The sequence below is a fragment of the Amycolatopsis sp. NPDC114505 genome, assembly GCF_055633615.1.
In genome coordinates this window covers 2964935-2991763 of the sequence record NZ_JBVKDV010000001.1, presented here as the reverse complement: position 1 = coordinate 2991763, position 26829 = coordinate 2964935, and the positions used below count along the sequence as shown (strand labels likewise).

Annotated in this window: 26 protein-coding genes and 1 tRNA gene; 15 read left to right on the top strand and 12 right to left on the bottom strand. The window is 71.3% G+C overall.

Annotation, left to right across the window (positions count from 1 at the left end):
- Nucleotides 1-24: 24 nt before the first annotated feature.
- Nucleotides 25-297 (bottom strand): DUF6412 domain-containing protein, encoded by a 273-nt coding sequence (locus ACZ7OU_RS14930; protein ID WP_470255391.1) that lies wholly within the window; start codon nt 295-297, stop codon nt 25-27.
- Between the two features lie 95 nt (nt 298-392).
- Here ACZ7OU_RS14930 and ACZ7OU_RS14925 point away from each other — a divergent pair, with 95 nt between their 5' ends.
- From ACZ7OU_RS14925 to ACZ7OU_RS14905, 5 genes are all read left to right on the top strand, one after another.
- Nucleotides 393-1514 (top strand): metallophosphoesterase, encoded by a 1122-nt coding sequence (locus ACZ7OU_RS14925; RefSeq protein WP_470255390.1) that lies wholly within the window; start codon nt 393-395, stop codon nt 1512-1514.
- A gap of 97 nt (nt 1515-1611) precedes the next feature.
- Nucleotides 1612-2271: a DUF998 domain-containing protein gene (locus tag ACZ7OU_RS14920; RefSeq protein ID WP_470255389.1), complete on the top strand. Its 660-nt coding sequence runs from the start codon at nt 1612-1614 to the stop codon at nt 2269-2271.
- Nucleotides 2268-3059, top strand: coding sequence for an alpha/beta fold hydrolase (locus tag ACZ7OU_RS14915; protein ID WP_470255388.1), 792 nt, complete (start codon nt 2268-2270; stop codon nt 3057-3059). Before ACZ7OU_RS14920 ends, ACZ7OU_RS14915 begins: the two co-directional genes overlap by 4 nt.
- Nucleotides 3059-3577 (top strand): O-acetyl-ADP-ribose deacetylase, encoded by a 519-nt coding sequence (locus tag ACZ7OU_RS14910; protein WP_470255387.1) that lies wholly within the window; start codon nt 3059-3061, stop codon nt 3575-3577. Before ACZ7OU_RS14915 ends, ACZ7OU_RS14910 begins: the two co-directional genes overlap by 1 nt.
- A 28-nt stretch (nt 3578-3605) precedes the next feature.
- Nucleotides 3606-4253 carry an HAD family hydrolase gene (locus ACZ7OU_RS14905; RefSeq protein ID WP_470255386.1) on the top strand — a complete coding sequence of 216 codons (648 nt, stop codon included), beginning with the start codon at nt 3606-3608 and terminating at the stop codon, nt 4251-4253.
- On the opposite strand, the gene ACZ7OU_RS14900 is transcribed toward ACZ7OU_RS14905, so the two are convergent.
- Nucleotides 4239-4706: an NUDIX hydrolase gene (locus tag ACZ7OU_RS14900; protein ID WP_470255385.1), complete on the bottom strand. Its 468-nt coding sequence runs from the start codon at nt 4704-4706 to the stop codon at nt 4239-4241. The genes ACZ7OU_RS14905 and ACZ7OU_RS14900 overlap by 15 nt on opposite strands.
- A gap of 112 nt (nt 4707-4818) precedes the next feature.
- On the opposite strand from ACZ7OU_RS14900, the gene ACZ7OU_RS14895 reads away from it, so the two are divergent.
- Nucleotides 4819-5250: a DoxX family protein gene (locus ACZ7OU_RS14895; RefSeq protein ID WP_470255384.1), complete on the top strand. Its 432-nt coding sequence runs from the start codon at nt 4819-4821 to the stop codon at nt 5248-5250.
- 23 nt (nt 5251-5273) lie between these two features.
- Here ACZ7OU_RS14895 and ACZ7OU_RS14890 read toward each other — a convergent pair whose 3' ends face one another.
- The 5 genes from ACZ7OU_RS14890 to ACZ7OU_RS14870 form a co-directional block, all read right to left on the bottom strand.
- Nucleotides 5274-5876 (bottom strand): GTP-binding protein, encoded by a 603-nt coding sequence (locus ACZ7OU_RS14890; RefSeq protein ID WP_086674902.1) that lies wholly within the window; start codon nt 5874-5876, stop codon nt 5274-5276.
- On the bottom strand, nt 5857-6228 hold the full coding sequence (locus tag ACZ7OU_RS14885; RefSeq protein WP_155541361.1) for a DUF742 domain-containing protein: 372 nt from the start codon (nt 6226-6228) through the stop codon (nt 5857-5859). Before ACZ7OU_RS14885 ends, ACZ7OU_RS14890 begins: the two co-directional genes overlap by 20 nt.
- Nucleotides 6225-6644 (bottom strand): roadblock/LC7 domain-containing protein, encoded by a 420-nt coding sequence (locus ACZ7OU_RS14880; RefSeq protein WP_284745731.1) that lies wholly within the window; start codon nt 6642-6644, stop codon nt 6225-6227. Before ACZ7OU_RS14880 ends, ACZ7OU_RS14885 begins: the two co-directional genes overlap by 4 nt.
- A complete protein-coding gene (locus tag ACZ7OU_RS14875; protein ID WP_470241398.1) occupies nt 6644-9151 on the bottom strand; it encodes a sensor histidine kinase in 2508 nt (835 codons plus the stop codon). Before ACZ7OU_RS14875 ends, ACZ7OU_RS14880 begins: the two co-directional genes overlap by 1 nt.
- 597 nt (nt 9152-9748) lie before the next feature.
- Nucleotides 9749-10405, bottom strand: coding sequence for a transcriptional regulator (locus ACZ7OU_RS14870; protein WP_470255383.1), 657 nt, complete (start codon nt 10403-10405; stop codon nt 9749-9751).
- 197 nt (nt 10406-10602) lie between these two features.
- On the opposite strand from ACZ7OU_RS14870, the gene ACZ7OU_RS14865 reads away from it, so the two are divergent.
- A complete protein-coding gene (locus ACZ7OU_RS14865; RefSeq protein WP_470255382.1) occupies nt 10603-12459 on the top strand; it encodes an AMP-dependent synthetase/ligase in 1857 nt (618 codons plus the stop codon).
- Here the strand turns inward: ACZ7OU_RS14865 and ACZ7OU_RS14860 are convergent.
- Nucleotides 12456-13355: an SDR family NAD(P)-dependent oxidoreductase gene (locus tag ACZ7OU_RS14860; RefSeq protein ID WP_470241401.1), complete on the bottom strand. Its 900-nt coding sequence runs from the start codon at nt 13353-13355 to the stop codon at nt 12456-12458. The two genes, ACZ7OU_RS14865 and ACZ7OU_RS14860, sit on opposite strands and share 4 nt — an antisense overlap.
- Before the next feature lie 386 nt (nt 13356-13741).
- Here ACZ7OU_RS14860 and ACZ7OU_RS14855 point away from each other — a divergent pair, with 386 nt between their 5' ends.
- Together ACZ7OU_RS14855 and ACZ7OU_RS14850 are read left to right on the top strand one after the other, a co-directional pair.
- Nucleotides 13742-14956 carry an MFS transporter gene (locus ACZ7OU_RS14855; RefSeq protein WP_470255381.1) on the top strand — a complete coding sequence of 405 codons (1215 nt, stop codon included), beginning with the start codon at nt 13742-13744 and terminating at the stop codon, nt 14954-14956.
- 330 nt (nt 14957-15286) lie between these two features.
- Nucleotides 15287-16759 (top strand): sensor domain-containing diguanylate cyclase, encoded by a 1473-nt coding sequence (locus ACZ7OU_RS14850; protein ID WP_470241403.1) that lies wholly within the window; start codon nt 15287-15289, stop codon nt 16757-16759.
- On the opposite strand, the gene ACZ7OU_RS14845 is transcribed toward ACZ7OU_RS14850, so the two are convergent.
- Entirely contained in the window at nt 16737-17618 is an 882-nt protein-coding gene (locus ACZ7OU_RS14845) for a hypothetical protein (protein ID WP_470255380.1), read from the bottom strand. The two genes, ACZ7OU_RS14850 and ACZ7OU_RS14845, sit on opposite strands and share 23 nt — an antisense overlap.
- A gap of 162 nt (nt 17619-17780) precedes the next feature.
- Here ACZ7OU_RS14845 and ACZ7OU_RS14840 point away from each other — a divergent pair, with 162 nt between their 5' ends.
- The 3 genes from ACZ7OU_RS14840 (at nt 17781) to ACZ7OU_RS14830 (ending at nt 22466) form a co-directional block, all read left to right on the top strand.
- Nucleotides 17781-19943: a phospholipase A2 gene (locus ACZ7OU_RS14840; RefSeq protein WP_470255379.1), complete on the top strand. Its 2163-nt coding sequence runs from the start codon at nt 17781-17783 to the stop codon at nt 19941-19943.
- A 144-nt stretch (nt 19944-20087) separates the two neighbouring features.
- Nucleotides 20088-21743 carry an LCP family protein gene (locus ACZ7OU_RS14835; RefSeq protein WP_470255378.1) on the top strand — a complete coding sequence of 552 codons (1656 nt, stop codon included), beginning with the start codon at nt 20088-20090 and terminating at the stop codon, nt 21741-21743.
- Nucleotides 21744-21995: 252 nt separating this feature from the next.
- Nucleotides 21996-22466: a helix-turn-helix domain-containing protein gene (locus ACZ7OU_RS14830; RefSeq protein WP_470255377.1), complete on the top strand. Its 471-nt coding sequence runs from the start codon at nt 21996-21998 to the stop codon at nt 22464-22466.
- A gap of 57 nt (nt 22467-22523) precedes the next feature.
- On the opposite strand, the gene ACZ7OU_RS14825 is transcribed toward ACZ7OU_RS14830, so the two are convergent.
- Complete coding sequence (locus tag ACZ7OU_RS14825; RefSeq protein ID WP_470255376.1) at nt 22524-23981, bottom strand: flavin-containing monooxygenase; 1458 nt, start codon at nt 23979-23981, stop codon at nt 22524-22526.
- A gap of 113 nt (nt 23982-24094) precedes the next feature.
- On the opposite strand from ACZ7OU_RS14825, the gene ACZ7OU_RS14820 reads away from it, so the two are divergent.
- Together ACZ7OU_RS14820 and ACZ7OU_RS14815 are read left to right on the top strand one after the other, a co-directional pair.
- Complete coding sequence (locus ACZ7OU_RS14820; RefSeq protein WP_470242397.1) at nt 24095-24652, top strand: TetR/AcrR family transcriptional regulator; 558 nt, start codon at nt 24095-24097, stop codon at nt 24650-24652.
- A gap of 209 nt (nt 24653-24861) precedes the next feature.
- On the top strand, nt 24862-25320 hold the full coding sequence (locus tag ACZ7OU_RS14815) for a hypothetical protein (protein WP_470255934.1): 459 nt from the start codon (nt 24862-24864) through the stop codon (nt 25318-25320).
- A 4-nt stretch (nt 25321-25324) separates the two neighbouring features.
- Here the strand turns inward: ACZ7OU_RS14815 and ACZ7OU_RS14810 are convergent, their stop codons facing one another.
- A complete protein-coding gene (locus ACZ7OU_RS14810) occupies nt 25325-25546 on the bottom strand; it encodes a DUF3618 domain-containing protein (RefSeq protein WP_470241409.1) in 222 nt (73 codons plus the stop codon).
- Between the two features lie 98 nt (nt 25547-25644).
- Between ACZ7OU_RS14810 and ACZ7OU_RS14805 the strand changes: the two genes are divergently transcribed.
- Nucleotides 25645-25718: transfer RNA gene (locus ACZ7OU_RS14805), tRNA-Leu, on the top strand.
- Between the two features lie 160 nt (nt 25719-25878).
- On the opposite strand, the gene ACZ7OU_RS14800 is transcribed toward ACZ7OU_RS14805, so the two are convergent.
- A complete protein-coding gene (locus ACZ7OU_RS14800; protein ID WP_470255375.1) occupies nt 25879-26826 on the bottom strand; it encodes an NAD(P)H-binding protein in 948 nt (315 codons plus the stop codon).
- Nucleotides 26827-26829 lie beyond the last annotated feature (3 nt).

Here is a 26829-nt window from a genome sequence, read left to right as displayed (position 1 = left end):
GGAATGGCTGCGCTGAAGGGGTTCCTACGCAGCCGTGCTGCGGGAACCGGGTGCTCGTGGCCTGCTGCTGCCCGGCCGGCCGGGGTCGCGCAGGCGGATCGACTCGGCGCGCCGGGCCCGGCGGCGCAGGGCGGCGACGCGGCTGCGCACCGGCGCCGACCACAGGGCGACCTCGCTGCGGTGCGTGCTGCCGACGAGCAGCACGACCAGGAGGCTCGCGGCGGCGAGGGAGGCGAAGGCGACCAGCGCGGTCGGGCTGGTCACGACGGGGAACACCAGCTCCAGCACCGTGTTCACGGCAGTGGTCCCCCTTTCCTCTCCGACCCCAGGGTAGCGGAACCGCGACCCCTGCCTTCCGGAGGTAACAGCCCGATGGGCTGTAACCTGGTTCGATGAGAGGCCAATTCGTCGTCGTGCCGATCCTGGCGCTGATCCTGCTGTTCACCGTGCCCTGGTGGACGCTCGTCCTCGCGCCGGACTGGGGCACGGCGGCCACGATCGCCGGCACCGCGGTGTTCGCGCTGGGCCTGGCCACGATGCCGGTCGCCATGTTCCGCGGCCACTCCCGGCACCAGAGCGACGCCGCCGCGCGCGTCGGCGACTCGCTGCTGGCCGTGATCTGGGTGCTGTTCAGCTGGTCCGTGCTGAGCCTGGTGCTGCGCGCCGCGCTGCTCGGCATCGACGACCCGACGCGCTCGCGGATTGTCGCGGGCGTGACCTTCGTGGTGGCGGCCGGCCTGCTCGTGCACGGCAACCGCGTCGCCATGCGGGTGCCGCCGGTGAAGGCGACCGACGTCGTCATCCCGCGGCTCGGCCCGGGCCTCGACGGCCTGCGCGTCGCCGTGCTGACCGACACCCACTACGGGCCGATCGACCGGACGAAGTGGTCGGAGCAGGTCGTCGCGGCGGTCAACGCGCTGGAGGCGGACGTCGTCTGCCACGCCGGCGACCTCGCCGACGGCGCGGTGGCGAAGCGCCGCAAGCAGGTCGACCCGCTCGGCGGCGTCCAGGCCGCGCTCGGCCGGTTCTACATCACCGGCAACCACGAGTACTTCGGCGAGGCCCAGGCGTGGATCGACCACATGGAAGGGCTCGGCTGGGAGACGCTGCACAACCGCTCGACGCTCCTGGAACGCGACGGCGACCGCATCCTGTTCGCCGGCATCGACGACCCGACCGGAGCGGCGTCCGGCCTGCCCGGCCACGGCCCCGACCTGCCCGCCGCGCTGGCCGGCCGCCCCGCCGACGTGCCGGTGGTGCTGCTGGCACACCAGCCGAAGCAGGTGCGCCAGGCCCGCGAGGCCGACGTCGACCTGCAGATCTCCGGGCACACGCACGGCGGGCAGATCTGGCCGTTCCACCTGCTGGTGCGGTTCGACCAGCCGACGCTGTCGGGCCTGACCCGGCACGGCCCGACCCAGCTGTACAACAGCCGCGGGACCGGGTTCTGGGGACCGCCGTTCCGGGTCTTCGCGCCCAGCGAGATCACACTCCTCACCCTGCGCGCGGCCTGATTTCAGAGCGCCCCAAGGCCACTTCGGGACGCTCGTCCATCACCGACAACTTTTTTTGTCTTGACAGTTTCAACCGTCGGGTGCCACGCTGTTCGCCATGACCACCACCGCGATCCGCCCCCAGTCCCTCGCCCCTTCGACCGCCCGCGGGCTGCTGACCTGCGGGATCCTCGCCGGGCCCGTCTTCGTGCTCACCGGTGTCGTCCAGGGCCTGACCCGCGCCGGGTTCGACTTCACGCGGCACCCCGCCAGCGTCCTGTCGAACGGCTCGCTCGGCTTTGTCCAGATCACGAACTTCCTGGTCACCGGCCTGCTGACGATCGCGGCCGCCGCCGGCATCCGACGCGTCCTGCCCGGGCGGTGGGGCCCGCGGCTGCTGACCGTCTACGGCGTCAGCCTGCTCTGCGCGGGCGTCTTCCGGGCCGACCCGCAGGACGGCTTCCCGCTCGGCACGCCCGCCGGTCCGCCGTCGGCGATCAGCTGGCACGGGACGCTGCACTTCGTCGCCGGTGGCGTCGGCTTCGCCGCACTGGTCGCGGCCTGCTTCGCGATCGGCTCGCACCTCACGCCCGCGCGGGCGTGGTACTCGCGGATCAGCGGGTTGCTGTTCCTCGCGGGCTTCGCGGGCGTAGCGTCCGGCTCGGCGAGCCCGGTCGTCACCCTCGGCTTCTGGGCGGCCGTGACGATCGCCTGGACCTGGCTCGCCACCACGTCCGCCCACCTGATCCACCCGATGCCGCGAGGAGAGTCCCGATGAGCACGACGGTTTCCGCCGACGGCACGAAGATCGCCTACACCCGCGCCGGGTCCGGCCCCGCGCTCGTCCTCGTCGACGGCGCGATGTGCTACCGCGGCTCGTCCCCCAACGACGGGATCGCGAAGGAGCTGGCCGCGCGCTTCACCGTGTACACCTACGACCGCCGCGGCCGGGGCGAGAGCACCGACACCGGGCCCTACGCGGCCGAGCGCGAGGTCGAGGACATCGCCGCGCTCGTCAAGGAGGCGGGCGGGGAGGCGTTCCTGTTCGGCATCTCGTCGGGCGCCGCGCTGGCCCTCGAAGCGGCGCGCGCTCTCCCGGTGACGAAGCTGGCGCTGTACGAGCCGCCGTTCGTCGTCGACGGCACCCGACCCCGCGTCCCGGCCGACTACGCGGCCCGCCTCGACGCCGCGCTGAGCGCGGGCAAGCGCGGCCAGGCGGTCAAGATGTTCATGACCGAAGGCGTCGGCCTGAGCGGCACGATGGTGGCGATGATGCGGATCATGCCGTTCTGGCCGAAGCTCAAGCGCATCGCCCACACGCTCCCGTACGACACGGCTCTGGTCGTCGAGCACCAGTCCGGGACGCCGCTGCCGGCGGCGTGGCCGGAGGTGAAGGTCCCGACGCTGGTCGTGGACGGCGGCAAGAGCCCGGACTGGATGCGCAACGGCGTCGCGTCGCTGGCGAAGGTGCTGCCGTCGGCGGAGTACAAGACGCTGCCGGGCCAGACGCACATCGTGAAGGCCGCGGCGCTCGCCCCGGTCCTGACGGACTTCTACCTCGGCTGATGCGCATCCGGATCCTCGACGCCGACATCACCACCCTCGAGGTCGACGTCGTCGTCAACGCCGCCAACTCCTCGCTCCTCGGCGGCGGCGGGGTCGACGGGGCCATCCACCGCAAGGGTGGCCCCGAGATCCTCGCCGCGTGCCAGAAGCTGCGGGCCGGGCACTACGGGAAAGGGCTCAGGACCGGGCAGGCCGTCGCCACCACCGCCGGGAACCTGCCCGCGCGCTGGGTCGTGCACACCGTCGGGCCCGTGTGGTCGGCGACCGAGGACCGCTCGGGGCTCCTCGCCGACTGCCACCGGAACTCGCTGGAGGTCGCGCGGGAACTCGGCGCCAAGACCGTCGCCTTCCCCGCGATCTCGACCGGGATCTACCGGTGGCCCCTCGAGTCGGCCGCCGAGATCGCGCTGACCACCGTGCACCAGGCCGAGGCCGGCGAGATCGAGGAAGTCGTCTTCGCCCTGCGCGGCGAAGAGGCCATGGCCGCCTTTCGGGCTCGTCACAACTCCCTTGCCTGAACGATCACCGACCGGGCAGGGTGCAGGCGTGCCCACCCGCGCCCTGGTCTTCGACTTCGACGGCACCCTCGCCGACACCGAGTCCGCCGTCCTGCAGTCGTGGCAGGAGGTGTTCCGCGAGCACGGGGTCGAGCTGCCGATGGCAGCCTGGTACGCCGTCATCGGCACGCAGCACACCACACCCGCGATGTTCGCCCTGCTCGCCGAGCACGTGCCTGGCATCGACCCCGACGCACTGCGGCCCAAGACGAAAGCCCGCGTCTACCAGCTCCTCGAGAAACTCGGCCCGCGCGAAGGCGTCCGAAGCTACCTGGAGAGCGCGAAGGAGCACGGCCTCAAGCTGGCCGTCGCCTCCAGCTCGTCCGGCGCTTGGGTGAACCCGCACCTCGAACGGCTCGGCATCGACGGCTACTTCGACGCCGTCCTCACCGGGGACCGCCACCGGGCCAAGCCCGATCCGGACCTCTACCTCGCCGCGCTCGACGCCCTCGGCACCGAAGCAGCGGACACCATCGCCTTCGAGGACACGCCCCACGGCGTCACCTCGGCCAAGGCCGCCGGGCTGACCTGTGTCGCCGTGCCGAACGCCATCACCGAGAGCCTCGACTTCGGCCAGGCCGACGTCGTGCTGCCGTCGTTCACCGCCAAGCCGCTCGAGGCCCTACTGACCCACTAGCTCGAGCAGCCGGTCCAGGAACGGCAGCTGGCCCTTCACGAGCTTCTCGCGCGCGACGTCGAGCGAGAACCATTCGACCCGGTCCATCTCGGGGAACTCCTGCTGCTTGCCCGAACGGGGCGGCCACTCCATGGAGAACGTCCCCGGGACCACCGACGCCGGGTCGAGGTCGCCTTCGACCGCCCACGCCGTGACGACCTTGCCGCCCGACTGCTTCACCTCGCCCAGCGGGACGTACTCACCGGTGGGCGCGGGCAGGCCCAGCTCCTCCTCGAACTCGCGCCGCGCCGCGTGCTCCGGCGGCTCGTCCGGGTCCAGCTCGCCCTTCGGCAGCGACCACGCCGCCGCGTCCTTCTTCGCCCAGAACGGCCCGCCCATGTGCCCGAGCAGCACTTCGACGTCCTCGCCCCGCCCGCGGTGGAGCAGGAGCCCGGCACTGCGTTTGCCCGCCATCGAAACAGTCTCCCGAATCTCTTCGAAGATTTTTCCGCGGGGTTGTCGATCCGGTGAGAACCCACTCGACGCGTAGGCAGAAGGCAAGGAAGAACCCAGGGAAGGAACCCCGATGACCACCACGATCGCCCGCGAGACCCAGACCACCGCCACCAGGACCGCCCCGGCCAAAGGCATCGTCGTCGGCGCGAGCCGGATCGTGATCTCGTTCCTGTTCGGCTTCCACGGCCTGCAGGGATTCGGCTACTTCGGTGGCATCGACGGCCAGGGCGGCGGCGTCCCGTTCGGCTCGTTCCCCGGCTGGTGGGGCAGCGTGATCGAGCTCGTCGGCGCGGTGCTGCTGTTCGCCGGGCTCGCCAGCCGGCCCGCCGCGGTCGTGCTCTCCGGTGTGATGGCCTACGCCTACTTCACCGTGCACGCCCCGATGGGCCTGCTGCCGCTGCAGAACATGGGCGAGCCCGCCGCCGTCTACGCGTGGATCTTCCTGCTGTTCGCCGCGATCGGCCCGGGCCGGTTCGCGCTCGACAACCTGCGCAAGCGCTGACGGAAGAAGACGCGCGGTCCGATCTAGTAGCCGCCCTGGGCGGCCGCCAGGTCGGACCGCGCCATCACGTGTTCCATCAGGCTGGTCAGCACCTGCTTCGTCGACTCGCGCTCGCGGGCGTCGCACAGCAGCAGCGGGACGTCCATGCCGACGTCGAGCGCCTGCCGGACCTCCTCGGTGCCGTAGCGGTACGCACCGTCGAAGCAGTTCACGCCGACGACGAACGGCAGGTTGCGGCGCTCGAAGAAGTCGACCGCCGCGAAGCAGCTGTCCAGCCGGCGGGTGTCGGCCAGCACGACCGCGCCGAGCGCGCCCTCCGCCAGCTCGTCCCACATGAACCAGAACCGGTCCTGCCCCGGCGTGCCGAACAGGTACAGGATCAGGTCCGGGTTGATCGTGATGCGGCCGAAGTCGAGCGCGACCGTCGTGGTGGTCTTCTGCTCGATCCCCGAGAGGTCGTCGACGCCCTCGGACGCGGTCGTGATGACCTCTTCGGTACGCAGCGGCGGCACTTCGCTCACCGAGCCGACCATCGTGGTCTTGCCGACCCCGAAGCCGCCGGCGATGAGTACCTTGACCGCGGTCGCGGTCAGGTTCCGCCGGGGATCAGAGTTTCCGGATGCCATCAAGGACCGCCTGCAATACGTGTCGGTTGGGGGATTCCTGAGCCGGTGCCGCGGTACGGAACAGCACCAGGTTCTGCTCGATGAGGTCGCTGAGCATCACCTTGACCACGGGCAGCGGCAGGTCGACGCGGGCGGCCACCTCGGCCACCGAGACCGGCCGCTGGCACAGGGCGATGATGCGCGCGTACTCCGGTTCGAGCATGCCCGCTTCGTGCGCGGTGCGCAGCGCGACCACCAGCGTGATGAGGTCCAGTCCGAGCGTGTCCGACCGGGTGCGGCCGCCCGTGACCGCGTAGGACCGGACCAGCGGGCCGGCCTCGTCGTCGAACCAGGCTTCGTGCCGTCCGCTCATGGCGACGTGGGCAGGACGCCGGCACCGGTCCGCGGGGCCGAGGTGAGTACCTGGCCGACGCGCTTCACCATCAGGTTCATCTCGTACGCGACCAGCCCCATGTCCGCGTCCTCGCGGGCCAGCAGGGCGAGGCAGGCGCCTCGGCCGGCCGCCGTCACGAACAGGAAGGCGTGGTCCATCTCCACCATCGTCTGACGGACGTTGCCGCCGCCGAAGTGCCGTCCGGTCCCGCGCGCCAGGCTTTGGAACGCCGAAGCGACCGCCGAGAGGTGTTCGGCGTCCTCTTCGGAGAGGTTCCCCGACCGCCCGATGAGCAGGCCGTCCGAGGACAGGACCACCGCGCGGTCCGCCCCGGCGACCCGCTTGACGAGGTCGTCCAGCAGCCAGTCGAGCTCACTGACGCCTGAGTTGGCCATTACTCGCGCTCTCCGTACCTGTCGTCGTTCTCGGCTGGTTCTTCGTCACGGCCGCGGCGGGTGCCCTGCTGGAAGGCGGACAGCCGGCTGCGGGCGCTCTCCGGCGAGTCCAGCCTGACCTCTTCCCGCTCCTGCGTGGCGGGCTTATCTTCCCGCAACTGCGGAACGAGGCTCTGCTGACGTCGCCGTTGGGGCAGCGGCGGGCGGCCAGGGGCCTCCGGGCGGCGCGGTTGCTCCGGCCGGCCCTGCGGCATCGCGGGCCGCGGCTCGGACGGCGGCCACACCGGCGGCTGCGCGGCCGGGCGGGCCGGGCGCGACGTCCGGGTGGGCGGCGCGGGCGGCCGCACCGGGGCGACCGCCGGCTGTGCCTGGGTCGGCTGGCTGATCGGCTCGGACACAGACCCGACCGGCACCGGCGTCGGCGCGGACGGCGGCTGCGCCGGGGACGGCTGCGTGACCGGCATCGGCGGGGCGACCGGGTCGGGCTGCGACACCGGCATCGGCGGCTCGGTCCGGTGGCGGGCCGGGCGGCGGACCGGCCGGCGCAGCGGCGCGACCTCGTCGTTCACCTGCTCCGGCTCGACCGGGTTCGGCACGAGCTCCGGCTTCGGCGGGGTGATCGGCTGCTCCGGCTCGGACTCCGCGAGCGGGGCCAGCAGGTCGGTGCGCACCAGGACGATGGCCCGGGTGCCGCCGTAGGCCGACTCCCGCAGGTGCACCTGGATGCCGTGGCGGGCGGCCAGCCGCGCGACCACGAACAGGCCGAGGCGCGGTTCGTCGGACAGCGCCATGATGCCGAAGTCCGGCGGGCCGGCCAGCATCGTGTTGATCTCTTCGGTCTGGTCCGGCTCGAGCCCGAGGCCCTGGTCCTCGACCTCGATCACGACGCCCTTGCCGACCACGTTGCCGCGGACCTCGACCCGCGACTGCGGCGGCGAGAACGACGTCGCGTTGTCGATCAGCTCGGCCAGCAGGTGCACGAGGTCGCCGACGACCGGGCCGCGGATGGCGATCTGCGGCAGCGCCGCCGTCTTCACCCGGGCGAAGTCCTCGGTCTCGGCGGACGCGCCGCGGACCAGCTCGGCCAGCCCGACCGGGTTGCGCCACTGCCGGCCCGGCTGCCCGCCGCCGAGGATGATCAGGTTCTCGGCGTTGCGGCGGGCGCGGGTCGAGAGGTGGTCGAGCTGGAACAGGGTGTCCAGCTGCTCCGGGTCCTCCTGCTTGCGCTCGGCCTGGTCGAGCACCTTGAGCTGGCGGTGCACGATGACCTGGCTGCGGTGGGCGATGTTGAGGAACACCGTCTTGGTGCCCTCCTTGATCTTCGCCTCGTCGATGGCGGCCGCGATGGCGGTCTGCTGCGCCTTGTTGAACGCGTCGGCGACCTGGCCGATCTCGTCGGTGCCGTGGTCGAGGAAGTGCCCGCCCTCTTCGAGGTCGACGGGCTCGCCCGCCTGGACCCGGGCGACCAGCTCGGGCAGCCGGACCTCGGCGGCGTCGAGGGTGTCCTCGCGCAGCCGGTGCAGGCGGCCGATGAGCCGGTTCGACAGCCGGACGGCGACGAACACCACGAAGACCGCGAACAGGACCGCGATCACACCGGCGATCAGCGACTCGGTGAACGTCGAGTCGGCGTCGTTGATCGCGGCCTGGCTGGCGTTGGAGCTCTGCAGGACGAAGATGCCGGACAGGGCGTCGCCGACCAGCTTGGCGCTAGTGCGCCACTGCTCCTGCGACACCGGCAGCTTGGTCAGGTCACCGCGCAGGAAAGCGGTTTCGACCTGGTTGACGACCTGCCACGGCTGGCTGGCCAGCAGCTGGTCGTACTTCGCCTTGACCTCGGGGATCATCTTCGGCGCCGACGCGTCGAGCTGCGCGTGGTAGGCACCGACCTGGCTGACGTAGTTGCGGAAGTCGTCGCTGCTCAGCCCGCCCGCGGCGAGCCCGGCGGCGGCGAGCGCGTCACTGCGCTGCATCGACTCGGCCGCGCTGAACATCGGGATGGCGGTCAGCCGGTCGAACGCGTTCTGCGCGCCACGCGCGTTCTGCGCGAGCCCGGCCAGGCCGTCGGTGAACTGGTCGATGATCTTGTTGTAGAAGGTGAAGGCCTGGCCGATCTGGATCTGGCCGCTGTCGACCGCCTGCCGCGTCTGCGGGAGCTGCTGGAAGAGCGCGAAGAACGTGGCGATGTTCTTCTGCACGCTCGGCGGGGTGTCGTCGTAGCCCGCGAAGCTGTCCTTCAGGTACTCGATCGTCTTCGCGGCGTTCTGGTCCGTCTTCGGACGGACGGCCGCGAGCACCGCGCGCTGGTTGCCCTGGCCCGCGAGGAGGCTCAGGGTCGCCAGGCGCTCCTGCTGGAGCGCGCCGAAGAACGGGATCGACGGGGCCTCCGAGCCCCGGATCCGGTTGACGTAGTCACGGCCCGTGACGGCGTCGTAGATGAGGTAGCCGGCGAGGGCCACACCCACGAGGAGCAAGGCCACACTGGGGATCAGCGCGATCGTGAGCACGCGCCTGCGAATCGAGGATCCCCGGTTGCGTCGAAGAGAAATCTGCTTCACCTGGGTCCGTATTCCTTCCGGCAGTACATGGTTTCGGGTCGCCCGAGGCGGTCAACACCCGGATTCCGACCAGCCGGATCAACATCACCGTGGTCTGCTTCGCCCGCGACGACGGTATGCAGCCCTTCAGGGCGCGTCAAGTCCGTGGCGATAACGTGATCTTGAAACGGTGACCCGTCCACAGTTGCCGCCCGCGCTTGGAAAGTCCACCACCGAAAGTCGTGAGGTTCGTCCCAGGCCTGCTTCCGTTTGGCCCCATGGGTGCAGGCTCTCCGGTGGTGCGATCGACCCAAGCGCCCGGACAGCATCCGCTACGTACGACAGAGCCGGATGGTTCGGTGAGAAAGGTCACGAGCCTGCCACGACAGCCGGGTCCGACCGCTTCGTCCGGAGTTCGCGGCCTCCGCAAAGCGGAATTGCATGGCATTCGACACCTTCGCCACGGATTCCCCGGACGGCGAGGCCGAATTCCCGCCATTCCGCATGCGAAGTGGTTCGACCACTCCCCGTGGCACCCGCCGGGGGCCTGGAACCGGTTCCGCGGCGTCAGGCCCGGAACTCGGCGGCGAGGGTGTTCCAGAACTGCAGCTCGTAGCTCTGGAAGAGCCGGGCGTAGAGGTGGGCTTCGCGTTCGTCGAGCCGGCGCGCGTCGAGCCCGGCTTGGATCGCCGCGAGTGCTTGTTCCTCAATTTCCGGAACATCCGCGGCGAAGAAGTCGAAGAACGCGCATTCGTCGTCGGTGAAGCCGTAGTGCTCGCGCATGCCGGCGGCGACGTCCGCGCAGTACCGGCCGAAGGCGGCGAAGTTCGCGTAGATCCCGGCCGCGGTCGCCGACGATTCGCCGTTCAGCGCGAGCCAGGCGACGTACGCGGGGTAGGCCTGACAGCCGGCCCGCGGCCGTTCCTTCCCGTGGTCCGGACCAGTGGCCCGGAGCAACGCGTCCAGCATCCCGTTCGCCTGCTGCTCCCCCGGCGCGAGGCCACCGAAGAAGGTGCGCGCGTTCGGTTCGTCGGCCCGGGCGGCGAGCGCGTGGAAGCTCCGCCAGTCGCTCGTCGTGATCCGCTTCTCCTCCGCGGCGAGCGCGGCGAACACCGCGCGCGGCGCGCGGCCCGCCTTGATCAGCGGGACGAGCCGGTTGTCGTCGTCGCGCGGAGCGAGCTCCTTCTGGATCTCGTCGAGCAGTGCACGAGCCGTGCGCGTCATCGCATCCCCCCGGAGTCGGTATCACCTCCATTGAAGCGCGGTTCGCGCGCCGACGCCCGTGTGCACTGTGGACAGTCGTGGGGAGCTGACCGCGAAAGGCCGGGTAAAGGGGGCGTTTGACGTGGCCGCGATTCTCTATCCACCCGGCCGGGGAGCCAATACAGTGTGGCCATCCGCAGCACCCGAGGAGGCCAGCGTTGACCACCCCGTCCGTCGCCGAGCAGACCGAAGGCCTGACGATCCCGCGGTTGCTGCACCGCAACGCGGTCGACTACCCGGACCTGCCGGCGATCACCTCGCTCGACCTCGAAGGCAAGCCGACGCTCAGCTGGCTGGAGTTCCGCACCGCGATCGCCGAGGTGTCCCGCGGCCTCGCCGGGCTCGGGCTCGCCAAGGGCGACCGCATGCTGATCATGGCGCCCGGCTGCCCGGACCACATCGTCGCCGACCTCGCCGCGACGCACCTGTCCGCGATCCCGTGCACCGCCTACGCCACGCTCAGCCCGGACCAGATCCGGTTCGTCGCGCGGCACAGCGCGGCCCCGGTCGTGGTGCTCGGCGGCGAGTCCGAGCTGGCGCGCTGGCGGCCGGTGCTCGAAGACCTCCCGGCGCTGCGCCACATCGTCGTCATGGACGCGGAGGCGATCCCCGCCGGCGACGACCGCTTCCTCTCCTTCGCCTCATTGCGGGACCAGGGCCGGGAAGCGCTCGCCGCCGACCCCGACGCCTTCGAGCGGTCCTGGCCGGAGATCAAGCCGGACGACCCGCTGTCCATGATCTACACCTCGGGCACCACCGGCGACCCCAAGGGCGTCGTGCTGTCGCACCGCAACGCGATCCACCAGGCGTACGCGGTGACCGAGCTGCACCACCCGCCGATGCACGCGACGAACATCGCGTACCTGCCGCTCGCGCACATCGCCGAGCGGGAGCTGTCGATCTACCTGCCGATCGTGTGGGCCGGCCACGTGCACACGCTCGCCGACCCGTCCGGCGTCGTCGCCGCGCTCGGCCAGGTGCACCCGGAGAGCTTCTTCGGCGTCCCGCGCGTGTGGGAGAAGATGGTCGCCGGGCTGAAGAACATGCTCGGCGGCGTGCCGGAGGACCGGCGGACCGCGTTGCTGCAGGCGAACGAGCTGCTGCAGCAGGGCTACAAGCTGCGCAGCGCCGGGCAGCCGGTGCCGGCCGAGCTCGCCGAGAAGATCAAGCAGACCGACGAGGCCGCGCTCGCCCCGATCCGCTCGCTGCTGGGCCTGGACAAGGTGCTGGTCGCCTCCAGCGGCGCGGCCGCCCTGCCGGTGGAGATCATCTACTTCCTGGCCGGGCTCGGCCTCGAGATCTGCGAGGTCTGGGGCCTGTCGGAGACGACCGGGGCGGCGACGTCGAACTCCGGCGAGGCGTTCCGCGCGGGCACGGTCGGCAAGCCGCTGGACGGCGTCGAGGTGACGCTCGCCGAAGACGGTGAGCTGCTGGTGCGCGGGCCGATCGTCTTCCTCGGCTACCTGCAGGAGGACGGGACGATCAAGGACGCCACCGACGCCGACGGCTGGTACGCCACCGGCGACATCGGCACGATCGACGAAGACGGCTTCGTGACGATCACCGACCGCAAGAAGGAACTGATCATCACCTCGAGCGGCAAGAACATCGCGCCGACCCGCGTCGAGGGCCTGCTCAAGGAGCACCCGCTGATCGGCCAGGCGGTCGCGATCGGCGACGACCGGCCGTACGTGACCGCGCTGATCGTGCTCGACGACGAGATCGCGCCCGGCTGGGCCGCGGCGAACGGCGTCGAGGCGAAGCCGGACGAGCTCGCCGACCACCCGGCCGTGCGCGCCGAGCTGGAACGCGCGGTCGAGTCGGCGAACAGCAGGCTCGCCCGGATCGAGCAGATCAAGCGCTACCACGTGCTGCCGAAGGCGTGGACGCCCGAGTCCGGCGAGCTGACCCCGACGCTCAAGCTCAAGCGCCGGGTCATAAACGACCGCTACTCGACCGACATCGAGGCCCTCTACGCGGCGACCCGCGACCCGGAGCCGGCCGCCGGCGCCTAAGCCGTCCGGGGCGAGGTCGACTCCGTCCACTTGCGCAGCCGCGGCGGGACGCGCTTTTCCAGGCCGTAGTTCTCCAGGTGGGCGGAGAAGACCTCGTCGAACGCCTTCTGCACCGTCTCGGTGTCCCACACCGGGCGCTCGAGGATGGGCTGCTTGAGGAACGGCTGGCCCATGACGTGCAGCTGCGGGCCGTTGCACCGAATCATCTGGCCGGTGATGCCGTGCGAGCCCTCGCCGAGCAGGAACAGCACGACCGGCGCGATCCGCGACGGCGTGCGGTCGGGCGGGCACGCGCGCAGCGAGCGTTCGGACTTCCACACCATCCGCGTGTGCGCGAGCGGGCAGACGGCGTTGACGCGGATCCCGGACTCCTCGAGGTCGAGCGCCCAGGAGTAGGTCAGGGACGCGACCGCGCCCTTGCTCGCCGCGTACACGCCGAGCTTGCGCTGCCCGAGCGACGCACCCGACGAGATGTTGACGATCGAGCCGCCGGTGCCGGCGCCGACCATCGCCTTGATCGCGGCCAGGCCCGTGTTCACCACGCCCATGACGTTGACCTGGACGAGCTCGGCCGCCTGCTCGGCGTCGTCCTCCCAGGGCAGTGCCTCGTAGTTCAGGCCCGCGTTGTTGACCAGCCCGTCGATCCCGCCGAACTCCTTGACGCACAGGTCGACGATCTCCTGCGCCTCCCCGGCCTCGGCCACGCTGTGCCCGCTGGCCACGGCGCGGCCGCCGTGCGCGCGGATGTTCTCCGCCGTGCGCTCGGCCAGCTCGACGTCGATGTCGTTGACGACCACCGACCCGCCGGCCCGCGCGACGTGCACCGCGAAGGCCTCGCCCAGGCCCCGGCCGGCGCCGGTCACCACGACCGCCTTGCCCTGCATCAACCCGTCCATCGTCATCTCCCCGCTCTGCGGCACGCCGACGGCGGCGCGGTCCGTCCACCCCGGCCGGCTCTGCCTCCAGTCTTGGCCCATTCGGTCCAGTGGGAGACGGTCACGACGACGAGCGGCAGCCGCCCTGCGCCGAGCGAATCCGGTTCGATCAGTCCGGAGGTACCCGCGCGCCGGTCACTGCCAATCACGATCCCTCGCCGGCGGGGGTAACCCGATCGGCTCCGAAGAGGGCGGCGAAGCGCGTTCCGATGACATCGGCGTGTAGTCGACGGCATACTGTGAGTGCTTCCGGGCGGTCGACAGTGACTCCCCCGGACGGGGTCGTCACTGGCGAGGCACAATGCGGGCGATCCATATTCACTCGATCGGGGGACGGTGGTTACGAGGTGACGACGCGCGCGACACCCCGCTTCCGGGCCGTCCTGGCCAACCGGGAGTTCCGCGCGCTGTGGTTCGCCGAAACGCAGTCGATGCTCGGCGACCAGCTGACCATCGTCGCGCTGGCCATCCTGATCTTCGACCGGACCGGGTCGCCGCTGCTCTCGGCCGTCGTCTACTCGCTGACGTTCCTGCCCGCGCTCGCCGGCGGGCTCGGGTTGTCCCAGCTCGCGGACCGGTTCCCGCGCCGCGCGGTGCTGGTGGCCGGCTCGCTCGCGCAGGCCGTGCTGATCGGGCTGATGGCCGTGCCCGGCATGCCGATGGGCTGGCTGTTCGTCCTCTTCGTCTTCGCCCGGCTGGCGAACGCGCCGGGCAACGCGGCGCAGAACGCGCTCGGCCGGGAGATCTTCACCGACGACGACGTCTACCTGCAGAGCCAGGACCTGCGCGGGATCACGAACAACACGGCGATGCTGGCCGGCCTGGCCGCCGGCGGCCTGCTGGTGACCGGCATCGGCACGTCGTGGGCGCTGGCGATCGACGCGGCGACGTTCCTGGTCGCCGCCGTCGCCGTGCGGCTGATGGTGCGGCGGCGAGCGGCCGCGGGGGACGGCGGCGCCCCGTGGTTCGGCGCCATCCGGCAGGTTTTCGGCGACGAACGGCTCCGCGTCCTGCTCTACCTGTCGTGGCTCGTCGGCCTCGCGGTGATCCCGGAGGGCCTCGCCGCACCGCTCGCCGCACAGCTGGGCGCGGGCGACCAGGCGGTGGGCTGGCTGCTGGCCGCCGATCCGCTGGGCTTCGTCGTCGGGACGTTCCTGCTCTCGCGGTTCGTCTCGACGGAGCACCGTCGACGGCTGCTGGGGGTGCTGGCCGCGCTGCCGCTGGCCGCGCTCGCGGCGTTCGCGCTGCGGCCGAACCTCGCGTTCGCGCTGATCCTGCTCGCGCTGGCCGGCGCGACGGGCGCGTATGTCATCACGGTCTCGGCCACGTTCATCACGTGGGTGCCCAACGACATCCGGGGCAGTGCCGGCGGGCTCTACCGGACCGGGCTGCGCGTGGCCCAGGGTGTGGGCGTCGGCATCGGCGGGCTGGTGGCCCAATGGGTCGGTTCCGCGAACGCGACGATCGCGCTCGCGGGGGCGGTGGGACTGCTGCTGGCCGTTCCGGTCGCGTTGTCCTGGCGCCGGGTCGGCGGAGCGGAACCGGAGCCACGGGCGTCATGAGCGGGGAACGGGATCTCCCGGCCGGGACGGTTCACCAGTCACGGTTGGCCATCGGATGCCACCTCTCCGTGCGCAAGATCATGAATCGCATTCGCGGGGGTCGCGGGCGACAATTCAACGGTGGTTCAGAAGTCGCGGTTGCTCATGGGGGCCACCTCCATGCGGGGAGAGTCTCGCAGAACCTTTTGCGCCGCGTTCCCGGCAGTTCCTCCGGGACCTCGGCAGGTCTGTTGCTGTGGGATGGTACCCGGCCGCGGAATGTGTGAACACTCTGCCAGGTACCGATGAGATTACTCAAGACGGCGGCTAGGCTGGAAAGGAGGTGACCAATTGCATCCAGGACCGGACGGTGAGCCGGGCGCGCCGGAGGAGCCGGCGCCGACGCGGCAGGCAGGCACCGGCGAGGACTTCGGCCATGGCGCGGCGGAACAGGGCGTGACCACGGACGGGTCGGCGACCACGACCGGTGGTCCGCTCGCGACCGCCCGGACCGGTCACGCGTACCGGCCGCGCAACTGGGCGCTGTGGCGCCGCCGGCCGGTGCAGATCGCGTTCATGCTCGCCGCCGAAGCGGTCGCGGTCGCGATTCTCGTCGTCGCTTTCGCCCGCTCGCCGATTCCGTCCGGAAACGACTGGATCAATTTCGCCATTCTGGCGGCGGGTGCCACCGTGCACATTCAGCTGACCCAGCGACAGGAAGAACGACGACGGAACCGGACGAAAACGGTCCTGATCGACCTCACCGCCGTGTGGACGTTTTCCGCCGCGATGATCCTGCCGATTCCGCTGATTCTCTTCGTCATCGCGGTGATTCGGGCGCAGCACTGGTTCATCGCGCGCCGCCCGGCCCACAACTTCGTTTTTTCGTCGATCACGCACGGCCTCGCGGCCACGCTCGCGCACGTCACCTACACCTCGCTCGGACCGCACCTGCTGGGCCCGCCGGACTGGAGCGGCTTCCTCCGCGAGTTCGGCACGATCGTGCTCACCGGGGCCATCTACGAGGCCATCCAGATCGCGTACGTGGGCGGGGTCCTGCTGCTCGGTTCCCCCGCCGGGCGCACGGTTCGTAACGTGCTCGGCAGCCCCGCCGACAACACCCTCGAAGCGATCACCATCGGCCTCGGCGCGGTGACCGCGATCCTGCTCGCCGCCGTGCCGCCGATGGTGGCGGTGATGGCCGTGGTCACCGTGGTCTTCAATCGCCTCGCGGAACTCGACCAGCTGCAGAACGACGTCCGGACGGACCCGAAAACCGGGATTCTCAACATGCGCGGCTGGTCGGAGTCGGCCGAGCGAGCACTGGAACGGACCGCTCGATCGGGTGATCAACTGGCGCTGCTGATGGTCGATCTCGACCACTTCAAGTGGATTAACGACACCTATGGACATCCGGCGGGTGACGACGTGCTCCGGACGGTTGCGCAAACCCTCGACGAAGTGACGCGGCCGAGTGACTTGGTCGGCCGTTTCGGGGGTGAGGAATTCCTCATTCTGCTCCCGGACATCGATGAGGAGTCGACCTGGGACGCGGCCGAGCGGATACGGGTCGCGATCGCCAAGTTGCACATCGTGACCACCGACAAACGCGGCGACCCGGCCACGATCGCCGACCGGACCACCTCGATCGGGGTGGCCCGCCACCCCCGCCACGGCGACACGCTGGAGCGGCTGCTGCAGTCGGCGGACGCGGCGGTCTACCTGGCGAAGGAGAACGGGCGCGACCAGGTCTGTTTCGCGCCGGACACCCCGGGCGGCGGGCTCCCGGAACCGGCGCCGGTCACGCCCCCAAGAGAACCGTGAGCTCGAGCTTCACCAGCACTTCGGCGGACGTCCCCGGCGCGGCCGGGTCCAGCCGCAGGCGCTCGCCGCGGTAGCCGGCCGACTCCAGCCGCAGCACGCGGGCGCCCGGCGCCGGGCGGGGGTGGCACCAGTGCCGGACCACGCCGGTGCCGTCCGGGTCCTTGGCGAGGATGAGGTACTCGTGGCCGAGGTCGTCGCTCACCCGGCCGAGGCCGTTCCACCACAGCGCGCGCAGGGCGAGGCCCGCGCCGTCGCGCACCAGCTCGACCGGCGGGTCGGCCCGGACGTCGACCCGGAACCCGCGCTCGCCTGCACGCACCGAGCGGACGTCGAGGAAGCCGGCGGAGCCGAGGCGCCGCGGCACCAGGACCTCCCGGCCACCGTCCTCCGGCCGCGGCAGCAGCGCGGCCACCACCAGCTCCGCCGCGGACCGGCCGTCCGCACCGTCCGGGACCGGCGGGATCCCGCGCAGCTCGTCCGCGAGGAGCCGCCCGCCGGCCGCCTCCGCCCAGCCCAGCGCCGCCGCGCGCAGTCCCGGCTCCGCCTTCAGCCGGTCGAGCAGCGCTCCCCGGCACCGCCCGCTGAAACGCGCCGCCCGGACCAGCCGGGCCGCCGCCGGGCCGCGGACCTCCGGGCCGAACACGCCCGTCATCGCCCGGCCGAGCGCCCGCAGCTGCGCGGCCAGCACCACCCGCACGACGGCCGCCGGACACCGGACGGCCAGTTCCTCGGGCGAGCAGTCCCGCAACGCGGCCGCCAGCACCCCCAGCTCGGCGGACACCGGGCGCAGCGCGGCACCCGGAGCCAGCCGGTGCAACGCGCAAACCGTGTTCTCCACAGGCACCGAACGCGAGCCCACCGCACGCCTCCTGGTCCGCCGCACCCCCGCGACCAGTGTCACGGGCGCACCGCCGCCGCGAAACGTAAGAAGGGGCAGTCCCCCGCGCCACCCGATCGGGCAGAACCGGACTGGGGGGTTAGCCCCGTGTCGCCGCCGTGTCGGGGCTGGCACCCTGGGACCATGCCAGCCCCGACCGAGCCGTCTCGTGTCCGCCGACCCTGGTCGACGTCCGGCTGGCTGCTGCTGGTCCTGCTGGTCGTGTTCGCCTTCGGCCTGATCTCCTCGCGCCCGCCGGCCCCGCCGGACCAGGGCCCGCCCACCGGCGACGTGCTCGCCGCGCAGAACGCCATCGAGGCGCTGGTCCACCCGGGCCCGCACCCCGACGCCCTCGCGCTGCTGCCGAAGGACTTCACCGCGCTCAGCGGCGTCACCCCCGGCGCGATGCCGGCCCGCGACGGCACGGTCCGCGCCGTCCACGTCGACGGCGGCTGCTCGACGCCGTGGGGCGACGACAACACCAAGTGGGACTACGCCGTGCCGTGCAAGGCCCACGACCTCGGCTACGACCTGCTGCGCTACGCCGACCGCAAGGGCCACCCGCTCGGCCCGGAGGTCCGCGAAGCCCTCGACAACCAGCTCTCGCACGACATGCACCACGCCTGCGACCTCAACCCGATGAACTCCGCGGGCACCTGCCGGGTCGTCGCGTCGTTCTATTCGGCCGGCCTGGTCGTCAACTCCTGGCACCAGCGCTGGGGCCCGCCGGTCGGCGACCCGATCGGCCCCATGGTCGCCGGCGTGCTCGTCATCGCCTGCCTGCTGGTGGTCCGGCTGCGCGGCTGGCTGCGCGCACGTCGCGAGCCGCGGCTCCCGGCTCCCACCGGCACCACCGCCGTCCCGGCGCCGGTCAGCCGGTGGGCGCTGCTCGGCACCGCCGGGGTCGTCCTCCTGCTCGTCGGCGAGTCGGTGACGGCGCTCGCGCAGTGGGCCGGGGCGCCCGAGGTGTCGGTCTGGCCGCTGACCTGGCTCGCCCAGCTCGTCCCGCTGATCTTCTTCGCCGGCGGCCACGCCAACGCGGCCGGCTGGCGCTCCGAACAGGCCGACGGCGGCGGCTACCGCCACTACCTGGCCGAACGCGCCAGCCCGCTGCTGCGCCCGGCGCTGATCTTCGCCGTCGTCGCCCTCCTGACGCCGCTCGCGCTCGAGCTCCTCGGCATCCCGGCCGGGACGACCGCGACGGTCATGCGGATCGCGCTGCACCCGCTGTGGCTGCTCGGGGTCTACCTGCTGACGATCGTCTGCGCGCCCCCGCTGCTGGCCCTGCACCGCCGCGCCCCGGTGAGCGCGGCGGCCGGGCTCCTCGCGCTGGTCGTCGGCGGCGAGCTCGCCGCCGACGCGACCGGCTCGCCGCTGCCCCGCTTCGCGGCGACGTTCGCCCTCGCGCTCCTCGCCCAGCAGCTCGCCTTCGCGCACGCCGACGGCGTCCGTCCGTCGCGACGGCTGCTCGCCGCGGCCGCCGCGACCGGTCTCGCCGGGCTGGTCGTGGCGAGTGTCCTGCGGGACGGGCCACCCGTCCTGCTCGGCAGCCCGGGCGCCCCGGCGGCGTTCTCGGCCCCGCCGTGGGGCGTGCTGCTGCTCGGCCTGGTCCAGCTGGGCGTGCTCGGGCTCCTGGCCGGCCCGCTCGCCCGGCTGGGCGACCGCCCGCGCGTCGCCGCCGCGAGCCGGTTCGTCCTGCGCGCGCCGATGAGCCTCTACCTGGCCTTCCTCGCCGGGATGCTGCTGCTGGTCGCCGTCGTCTACCTCCCGGGCCGGATCGCCGACGGGCTGAGCTGGCTGGTCCGGCCGCGCACGCTGGTCGCGGTCGGGCTGCTCGCGGTGCCCGCGACCCTGGTCTTCTGGTGGTTCGAGCGGCACGGCCACGGCGTCCGGCGGCCCCGCGCGGCCGAGCTCCCCGGTCGCCGGGCGGTGCTGCTGACCAGGGCCGCGGCCGGGTTCGGCATCGGCTACGCGACGCTCGGCGTGTTCGGCTTCGCGCTGACCCGCTTCGGCGGGGTGGCCGCCGACGCCGACCTGCTGGGCCTGCGGCTCGACCCGATCCAGAGCCTGGTGCACCTGCTGCTCGGGGTGTTCCTGCTGCACACGATCCGGCTCGGCGCGGGCGCGGCGACGGGCACCTGGCTCACCACGGCGCTCGCCTGCGCGCCCTCGCTCCTGTTCGCCGACGGCGGCGGCACGTCCGAGCTCCTCGGCGTCACGCTCCACGCGGCGACGGCCGCGTTCGCCCTGCTCGCGACGGCGGGCACCCTGCTGCCGGCTCGCAGACCGGCAAATGCGACGTCCTGACCAGGCGAAACCGGCGGGCGTGCGGGAAACTGGGTGGTGCGTGCCACATTCACAGGGGGATGTGTAACGCTACGGCAACCACGGGCAGGCACCATGCGTCCCAACCCCTGGCAGTACCGATCGAAGCAGTGAGGAGTCGCCCGCGTGGATCACCCGCCTCGGAACGGGCAAGGCGACCGCCGCCCCGCCCGTCCCCGGCCGGACGAGCCAGGCCGGCGCACCCCACCACCGCGCCGCCCGGCGCCCCGCCGCGAGCCGGTGGACGCGCGTCGCACGGCTCCGCCGCCTCGCCGTCCCCAGCCGCGGCCGGTCCCGCGGGCCCGCCGCAACTCCTTCCGCGGCGCGAAGGTCGCGCTGGCCGTGGTGTCGCTGCTGGTGATGGGCCTGACCGGGTACGCGTGGGCCGCCATGCAGGGCCTGGTCAACGGGCTGAACTACGCGAACGTGATCAGCGACGGCGGCGGTGGCGACAAGCCCGCCGATGGCGCTCGCGACATCCTGCTGGTCGGTCTCGACAGCCGGACCGACGCCCAGGGCAACCCGCTTTCGCGCGAGGTGCTCGACCAGCTCCGTGCCGGCGACTCCGACGGCGAGCTCAACACCGACTCGCTGATCTTCGTGCACATCCCGAACGACGGCAGCAAGGCCGTCGCGATGTCGCTGCCGCGCGACTCCTACGTCGACATCCCCGGCTACGGCAAGCACAAGATCAACTCGGCGTACGCCCGCGCGATGCTGCAGGCCCGCAAGGACCTGCAGAAGCAGGGCGTCACCGACCCGAAGCAGCTCGACGTCCAGGCCAACCAGGCCGGGGCGAAGGAGCTCATCGAGACCATCGAGAAGCTCACCGGGTCGACCATCGACAACTACGCCGCTGTCAACCTGCTCGGCTTCAGCGAAATCACGAAGGCCATCGGCGGCGTCGACGTCTGCCTGAACAACAACGTCAAGGACCAGTACTCCGGCGCGAACTTCACCAAGGGGCAGCACACGATCTCCGGTGTCGAGGCGCTCGAGTTCGTCCGGCAGCGCCACGGCCTGCCCAACGGCGACCTCGACCGGGTCGTCCGCCAGCAGGTGTTCATGGCCGGCATGGCCCGCAAGGTGCTCTCGGCCGGCACGCTGACCAACCCGGGCAAGCTGTCCGACCTGATCGACGCCATCAAGAAGTCGGTCGTGCTCAACCAGAACTGGGACGTCTTCGGGTTCGCCCAGCAGATGAAGGGCCTGACCGGCGGCCAGCTCGAGTTCCGCACCATCCCGGTGAAGAACATCGAGTACAAGACCCCCGAAGACGGCACGGCCATCCAGGTCGACCCCGCCGAGGTGAAGCAGTTCGTCCAGAGCCTCGCCGGGCCGCAGCCGGGCCAGACGGCCCCGCCGGCGGACCAGGCCGACCCCGCGAACAAGGCGACCACGGTCGACGTCCGCAACGCCTCCGGCAAGACCGGGCTGGCCGCGAGCGTCGCCAAGACCCTCGACGCCAAGGGCTTCGCCTCCGGCGACACGGCGAACTCGACCTCGCGCAAGACCACGGTCATCTGGGTGCCGAAGGGCGGCAAGGACAAGGGCCAGGCCGTCGCGGACGCGCTCGGCGGCTCGCCGACGATCCAAGAGGACAAGAGCGTCCAGGCGGGGCACGTGATGGTGTTCCTCGGCTCGGACTACCAGGGCACGAGCGCCGACTCGGGCGCCGGTTCCGGCGCGGCCGCGGGCTCGCCTTCGCAGGCCGCCGCGCCGCCGCCGACCGCGGCCGAGGACAAGCCGATCACCGCCGAAGGCGTCCCCTGCGTCAACTGACGACGCCGGTCCCCGGACCGTCCATCAGGGACACTGCGATCGCTTGAGTCGTCTGCACACTGCAAATTGCACGCACGGCCACCTGCCGTTAACCCGATCGGCCTAACTCGCGCAATCGGTATCAAAGACATGCCCGGAATCGCGTAAGGGCCGGGCTCTCGCGCACTTACATACAACGTGAGGGTGCACCTGCACGGGAATGTTGTCACCACCGTGAGGGTGCCGCGGGAGAGCACGGCAGGGGACATTGATGTGCTGATCGACGCTGAGGACTATCAGCGGATACTCGGAGACGAGCTCCGCAAGCTCAGGCGCAGCCGAGGATGGACGCGCAAGGAGCTGAACCAGCACCTGCAGAGCGAGATCTCGCTGCAGACGCTGGCCACCTACGAACTGGGCACCAGACAGTGCTCGGTGGTGCGCCTGGTCGAACTGTGCGTCGCGATGGACGAGCTGCCCCAGGACCTGCTGGCCAAGGTGCACCGCCGGGTCTTCGTCGACGAGCCCGGCCGGGTCCGCGTCGACCTGCGCAAGGTCGTCGCCGACGCGTCGGTCGACCTGCAGCCGTTGCGCCGCTGGGCCGAAGACCGGCTGCGGCAGGCCGGCGAGCAGGGTGCCGCCGAGGTCGCGCTCGACCTGCCGGCGCTCGAGCGCATGGCCGAACTGTGCGAGCTGCCGACCGTGGACCTGATCGGCCGCCTCCGCCGCTACGTCTCCCGCTGATCCCCCGCGGTCGTGAGTGAGAAACAGGGTTAGAACACTGTTTCTCACTCACGACCCTCAGCCGACCCGGAAGTCCTCGCGACGCACCTTCCGCGTGTCCAGCCAGTACCGCCAGGTGAAGCCCGGCCAGATCGTCCGGTTGACGCCCTTCGCGTCCAGGTACCAGCTCTTGCAGCCGCCGCGCGTCCAAATCCCCTTCGCCAGCTTGCGCTGGATCGCGGTGTTGAACCGCTCCTGCGCCTCGGGCTTCGGCTCGATGGCCCTGCCGCGGGCCAGCCGCAGCGCCTCGGCGACGTAGGAGATCTGCGCCTCGATCATGAACACGACGGAGTTGTGGCCGAGGCCGGTGTTCGGGCCGAGCAGGAAGAACAGGTTCGGGAAGCCGGCGACGGTGATCCCGAGGTGCGTCCGCATCCCCTCGGTCGCCCACTCCTTGCCCAGGTTGCGCCCGTCGCGCCCGACGATCTCCAGGTCGTCGAAGGCGTCGGTGACGTGGAAGCCGGTGCCGTAGACGATGACGTCGGCCTCGTGCTCGACCCCCGCCGCGTCGACGACGCTGTGCTCGCGGACCTCCCGGACGCCGTCGGTGACGACGTCGACGTTGTCCCGGGCCAGCGCCGGGTAGTAGTCGTTGGAGATGAGCACGCGCTTGCAGCCCATGGTGTAGTCCGGCGTCACCTTGCGCCGCAGTGCCGGGTCGGTGATCGCGCGGTCGATGTTGCGCTTGGCCAGGCGCTGGCCGAGCTTCATCACCCACGACTGGCCGTTGAAGCCGATCGCGCGCGCTTCGAGCAGCCAGTACAGGACGTTCCGGTAGGCGCGCTGGGCCGGCGGGAACGCCTTGAACAGCGCGCGCGTGCGCCCGGACATCTCGTGGTCGGCCTTAGGCATGATCCACGGCGGCGTGCGCTGGAACAGCGTCAGCTCTTCGACGTCCGGCGCGATCTTCGGCACGAACTGGACCGCACTGGCGCCAGTGCCGATCACGGCGACCTTCTTGCCCTTCAGGTCGACGTCGTGACGCCACCGCGCCGAGTGGAACGCCGGGCCCGCGAAGTCCTCGATCCCGGGCAGCTCCGGGATCTGCGGCAGGTGCAGCGCCCCGACCCCCGCGACCAGCGCGCCCGCCACGAACTCGTCTCCGCCCCTCGTGGCGACGTGCCAGCGGTTCTCGTCGGCGTCCCAGCGGGCGCCGGTCATCTCCTGGCCGAAGCGGACGAAGCGCCGCAGGTCGTGCTTGTCGGCGACCTCGCGCATGTACCGCCAGATCTCAGGCTGCGGCGAGTAGGCCCGCGACCAGCCGGGGTTCTGCTCGAAGGAGAACGAGTACATGTGCGACGGGATGTCGCAGGCGCACCCGGGGTAGCTGTTGTCGCGCCAGGTGCCGCCGACGTCGTGCGCCTTCTCGAGGATGACGAAGTCGTCACGCCCCTCCTTGCGCAGCTGGATCGCCATCCCGAGACCGGAGAACCCCGTCCCGACGATGACGACCCCGGTCTCCGTGCGGTTGCCCATCGCGCCTCCCGATTCCTGTTACTCGTCGTCCATCTTACTCAGAGTAGGTTACTACCGGTAGAGTGTTCCTCGTGACCACCGCGAAGCGCAAGCGCATGCCCCGGGCCGAGCGGATGCGGCAGATGGTCGAGGTCGCCGAGCAGGTGTTTTCGGCGCGCGGCTACGCGGCGGCGTCCATGGACGAGATCGCCGAACTGGTGGGCGTCTCGAAGCCGATGCTCTACGAGTACTTCAACTCGAAGGAAGGCCTCCTGCTGGCCTGCATCCGCGAGTCGCGGTCGATCCTGCGCGAGGTCACCGAGCAGGCGACGGTCGGCGCGACCACCGCCGAGGACGCGCTGCGCCGCGGCCTGCTGGCCTTCTTCGTCTTCATCCGGGAACGGCGCCAGGCGTGGTCGCTGCTGCGCCACGAGATGGCACTGATCGGCACGCCGGCCGCGGACGAGGTCGAGGAGACCCGGCGCCAGCAGACCGACCTGATCGCCGCGCTGATGAGCGGCTACTTCGACAGCGGCGACGACCTGCGGGCCGAAGCGGCCGCGGAATTCGTGGTCGGGGCGTGCGAACGGCTCGCGATCTGGTGCGAGCGACACGATGAGGTGAGCCCCGAGATGGCCACCGAATACGCCATGGACGTGCTGTGGAGCGGCCTGCGGAGCCGTGCACGGTAACCTGCGCGTGCATTAGGCCATTCGGTCGTTACTCAGCGCTGTCGTGTCGTGTGACACAGAGTTGCTCTACGGTACTGAAGACACGGTAGAAAGTGTGCTGGACCTTCACGACCGAGAGGGGGCGCGGACAACGTGATCCGAAAGCAGCGTCATGGAATCGCGACGACCGCGTCACGGTTGTGTAAGGCATCGAGAGGGGCGTGAGGCAGATGGTGGAAGCGATCACGGCGGCGTACGTCCGCGAGGACGCCGACTGGGCGATCACGGTCAGCGGCCGCGGCAAGGAGCTGACCGCTCGCGCGCCCGGCATCATCGCCGCGCGCGACCGGGCCGACCAGCTGGTCGAGGAGCTCGGCGGCGACGGCCGGAACACGGTCGTGCACCTGCTCAACGGCAGTGCGCTCGAATTCACCCAGACCTACATGACGGCCCGGCTGACGCTCCCGAAGCAGGCGCCGCTCGAGGTCCCGCCGCCCGGCAGTGTGCCGAAGCAGCAGACCACCGAGAAGGAGCCGGCCGCGGCTTCGGCGGCTCCGGCGGCTTCGGCTGCCGAGAAGAAGCCGCAGCTGCCGCCGAGCAAGCAGCTCCCGAAGGCCGTCGAGGAAAGCAAGCCGGCGGCCGAGCCCGCCCCCGCCGCCGAGAAGACGGCGGAGCAGGCCCGCGCCTGAGCGCTTACTTGAGGAGCTTGCGCACCAGCAGGACGAGCACCAGGATGCCCCCGCCGATCAGCGGGTACTTGACCTTGGGGTTGTCCAGCTTCGCGCGCACACCATTCTTCGCCGCGTCCGCGAGCTTCTTCGGGTCGGCCTTGACGGTCAGCTGATCGAGCGTCGCCGCCAGAGCAGTCCTGGCCTGCTCGATCTCACGCTCGATCGTCTCGGGATCGCGGGCCACGTGTCCTCCTCGCCGCAGTGACTTCCAGGCCCCAACCTAGTCGACCGCCCCACCGCCGCCGCAGGGGCCACGCCGCACGCTACGCTTCCTCCTGCAGCGGGCCCGTAGCCCAATTGGCAGAGGCACACGGTTTAGGTCCGTGCCAGTGAGAGTTCGAGTCTCTCCGGGCCCACTCCGCTCATGAGCCCCTTCTCCGCGCTTCGCGCCTTCGCCGGGCTCCTTCGCTTCGTCGTATCTCCTGGGGGTGCGACCCCCAGACCCCGCCCGGCGGGCTCCGCCCCCGGACCCCCGGCTGCGGTCACCTTTGGTCGTCGGCTGTGGGTTTCCTTGGCTCAGGGCAGTTCGACCGTGACGTGCGGTGCCAGTGCCCGCAGGAAGTCCTTCGCGTCGAAGATCTCCCCCGCCGCCGCGACGCCCTTCACCTTCGTCCGTCCACTCAGGATGCGGTCCACCGCCTCCACCGCCAGTGGGGCGCTCACCGCGTAGATGTCCTCGCCGCGAGCAGTCGCCCGGCGCTCTTCGCCGTTCGCGCGGACCGCCACGTCGACCACGAAGCTCTCGGCCGAGTCGCGCTCTCCGCCCGCGAACAGGTCCTTGGCCGCGTTGACCGTCATGTAGCTCGTCACGCTGGGAACCGTCAGGTGACGGGGGATCGTGACGATGTCGGCCATCGAGAACTCGCCGAAGACGGGCTGCGGGCCCAGGGGCTCGGGGAACGTCCAGTCCAGCGTCGGCAGGGCGTCGTCGCGGTGCTCCAGGCGGCCGTTCGCGTAGCGGACGCGGCGGCCGTCGCGGCGTTCGCGGGACACCTGACCCGCGTTCAGCGTCCCGGCCGTCGGACGCCAGCTGCTGAGCGCGTACGCCACGTGGATCGCGTCCGCCGACCGCCAGTCGCCCATCGCCGCCGTGGCCAGCAGGTCGGCCAGGCCGCCGAAGAACGCCATCGCCGGCACCACCACCGTGTCCGCCTCCAGGGCGAACGTGTCCAGGTTGGCTTCGATCTCGGCCGCGACGTCGACGTACGGGACGCCGGCGCGTGCCGCCGCCTCGATCAGGGGGACGGCCGTCGCCGCGAACGGGCCCGCGCAGTTGATCACCGCCGCGACGCCGTCCAGCGCGCGGTCGAGCGAGGCCGGGTCGTCGACCGAAGCGGGCCGGCCGCCGGGCAACTTAGCCGCGTCACGGCCGGACAAAATCGGCTCGAAGCCGCGGCTGCGCAGCTCCGCCACCACGAAACGACCTGTGTGCCCGTAGGCGCCGTACACCAGTACCGAAGTCATGAA

Bases quoted from the DNA above. Each gene is read 5' to 3' on its own strand.
- ACZ7OU_RS14800 (WP_470255375.1), bottom strand. From the start codon at position 26,826: ATGACTTCGGTACTGGTGTACGGCGCCTACGGGCACACAGGTCGTTTC.
- ACZ7OU_RS14925 (WP_470255390.1), top strand. From the start codon at position 393: ATGAGAGGCCAATTCGTCGTCGTGCCGATCCTGGCGCTGATCCTGCTG.
- ACZ7OU_RS14840 (WP_470255379.1), top strand. From the start codon at position 17,781: ATGCCAGCCCCGACCGAGCCGTCTCGTGTCCGCCGACCCTGGTCGACG.
- ACZ7OU_RS14860 (WP_470241401.1), bottom strand. From the start codon at position 13,355: ATGGACGGGTTGATGCAGGGCAAGGCGGTCGTGGTGACCGGCGCCGGC.
- ACZ7OU_RS14825 (WP_470255376.1), bottom strand. From the start codon at position 23,981: ATGGGCAACCGCACGGAGACCGGGGTCGTCATCGTCGGGACGGGGTTC.
- ACZ7OU_RS14870 (WP_470255383.1), bottom strand. From the start codon at position 10,405: ATGACGCGCACGGCTCGTGCACTGCTCGACGAGATCCAGAAGGAGCTC.
- ACZ7OU_RS14920 (WP_470255389.1), top strand. From the start codon at position 1,612: ATGACCACCACCGCGATCCGCCCCCAGTCCCTCGCCCCTTCGACCGCC.
- ACZ7OU_RS14915 (WP_470255388.1), top strand. From the start codon at position 2,268: ATGAGCACGACGGTTTCCGCCGACGGCACGAAGATCGCCTACACCCGC.
- ACZ7OU_RS14885 (WP_155541361.1), bottom strand. From the start codon at position 6,228: ATGAGCGGACGGCACGAAGCCTGGTTCGACGACGAGGCCGGCCCGCTG.
- ACZ7OU_RS14815 (WP_470255934.1), top strand. From the start codon at position 24,862: ATGGTGGAAGCGATCACGGCGGCGTACGTCCGCGAGGACGCCGACTGG.
- ACZ7OU_RS14880 (WP_284745731.1), bottom strand. From the start codon at position 6,644: ATGGCCAACTCAGGCGTCAGTGAGCTCGACTGGCTGCTGGACGACCTC.
- ACZ7OU_RS14910 (WP_470255387.1), top strand. From the start codon at position 3,059: ATGCGCATCCGGATCCTCGACGCCGACATCACCACCCTCGAGGTCGAC.
- ACZ7OU_RS14890 (WP_086674902.1), bottom strand. From the start codon at position 5,876: ATGGCATCCGGAAACTCTGATCCCCGGCGGAACCTGACCGCGACCGCG.
- ACZ7OU_RS14820 (WP_470242397.1), top strand. From the start codon at position 24,095: ATGCGGCAGATGGTCGAGGTCGCCGAGCAGGTGTTTTCGGCGCGCGGC.
- ACZ7OU_RS14895 (WP_470255384.1), top strand. From the start codon at position 4,819: ATGACCACCACGATCGCCCGCGAGACCCAGACCACCGCCACCAGGACC.
- ACZ7OU_RS14900 (WP_470255385.1), bottom strand. From the start codon at position 4,706: ATGGCGGGCAAACGCAGTGCCGGGCTCCTGCTCCACCGCGGGCGGGGC.